Below are 1,844 nucleotides of genomic sequence, written 5' to 3'. Positions count from 1 at the left end.
ATGAATAAGGCAGGCTGGTTCCAGACGCCCGGCCATGCACGACGAAAGGCAGGCCAAGGTCATGCAGCAGACCGATGCGGAAATCATCCTGCCGGGGGGAATGGACGATGACGCCATCGACATTGCCGCGCGACCGCAGCTCTCGGTAAAGTTTCGCCTCATCTGCATCCGGGACGATGGACAGCATCAGGTCATAGCCGGCGCGCGAATAGGTCTCCCCGGCGCCGGCAATGAAATCGGCAAAAATCGGGTTCACAATCTCATGCCTTGTGCCGACGGGGATCACATGGCCCACCGCCATTGCCCGGCCGGTGGCAAGCCGGATCGCGCGGGTGTTGGGTTTGTAATTGTGCAGTGCTGCGGCGCTGATAACTTTTTGGCGGGTGTCTTCATTCACCTCCGGATAGCCGTTCAGCGCGCGGCTGACAGTTGTGGGCGACAATCCCAGAAGGGTCGAGAGGGTCTTCAGGTTCACGAGCCATAACCAAAGCGTTTTGGATTTCAATCGAAGCTAGCCAGTTACCGGCGACGGGTCAAAGGCAAACGCCGCGATGGTTCAATGTCGGGGGTGCGGGTTCAGCAGGAATTCCATGCGGCAATTGCGAATTTTGGAGGCGCGAACGGATACAACTTGTAATTGACTTGGCAGAAAGCTGTTCGAAGGTCTAACCCTCAAAGCGGTTTGGATTAAGATCCACCGCAACATCAAAATCATCAACGCCTCAAGGCGTGATCATCGGGAGGTTGAGATGTCAGCCAAGTATGTCATGGGTGCGGCGGCGCTGGCGCTGTTTGCGGGAAGCGTTCAGGCGCAAGACCTGAAGTTCGCACCGGGGGAGGATGCCCGGTTCGACTGGGCCGGGTTCGAGGCGTTGAAAGCGACCGATCTGAAAGGCCAGACGCTGAAGATTGACGGCCCTTGGGGCGGCGGCGACAAAGACCTTTTTGAAAGCGTGATCGCTTACTTCGAGGCGGCAACCGGCGCAGATGTCGAATATTCTGGCGGCGACGGGTTTGAACAGCGCGTGATGATTGATGTCGAGGCAGGCTCCCCGCCCAATATCGCGGTGATCCCGCAACCGGGTCTGGCCGCTGATTTGGCAAAACGCGGCAAGCTGGTGCCGCTTGCCGATGGCACTGCCGACTGGATCAAGGAAAACTATGCCGCCGGGCAGTCCTGGGTTGATCTGGCAACCTATGCCGGTCCCGATGGCAACAAGGCGCTTTACGGGCTGTTCTACAAGGTCGATGTGAAATCCCTTGTCTGGTATGTGCCGGAAAATTTTGAGGATGCGGGTTACGAAATCCCGACCACGATGGAAGAGCTGAAAGCCCTGACCGAACAGATCGTCGCCGATGGCGGCACGCCTTGGTGCATTGGCCTCGGGTCTGGCCCGGCGACAGGCTGGCCCGCGACCGACTGGGTTGAGGACATGATGCTGCGCAACAATTCGCCGCAGGATTATGACGCCTGGGTCAGCAATGACCTGAAATTCAATGATCCGAAGGTGATCGCCGCAATTGATGATTTCGGCTGGTTCGCGCGCAATGACAAGTTTGTCGCTGGCGGCGCAGGCGCTGTCGGCTCCACCGATTTCCGGGACAGCCCGAAAGGCCTGTTCACCTCGCCACCCGCTTGCTACATGCACCATCAGGCGAGCTTCATCCCGACCTTCTTCCCGGAAGGCACCGTTGTCGGGCAGGACGCCGATTTCTTCTATTTCCCGGCTTATGCGGAAAAAGACCTTGGCAAGCCGGTGCTGGGGGCCGGAACGTTGTTCGTGATCACCAAGGACAGCCCGGTTGCCGAGGCCTTCATGAAATTCCTGCAAACGCCACTCGCA

General features: G+C 58.5%; 2 protein-coding genes. One reads left to right on the top strand and one right to left on the bottom strand.

Annotated elements, in window-relative coordinates; translation table 11 throughout:
* The coding region (locus L0H65_RS19315) for a LacI family DNA-binding transcriptional regulator (protein WP_301460812.1) at nt 1–475 on the bottom strand (475 nt) is incomplete at its 3' end.
* A gap of 274 nt (nt 476–749) precedes the next feature.
* On the opposite strand from L0H65_RS19315, the gene L0H65_RS19310 reads away from it, so the two are divergent.
* Nucleotides 750–1,844 (top strand): ABC transporter substrate-binding protein (locus L0H65_RS19310; RefSeq protein ID WP_301460811.1); only part of this gene is annotated, 1,095 nt, incomplete at its 3' end.

The organism is Pseudorhodobacter sp. (assembly GCF_030452865.1).
GTDB lineage: Bacteria > Pseudomonadota > Alphaproteobacteria > Rhodobacterales > Rhodobacteraceae > Pseudorhodobacter.
Note: the sequence above shows the minus strand (reverse complement) of the source record. Positions and strands in the feature narration are given on the sequence as shown.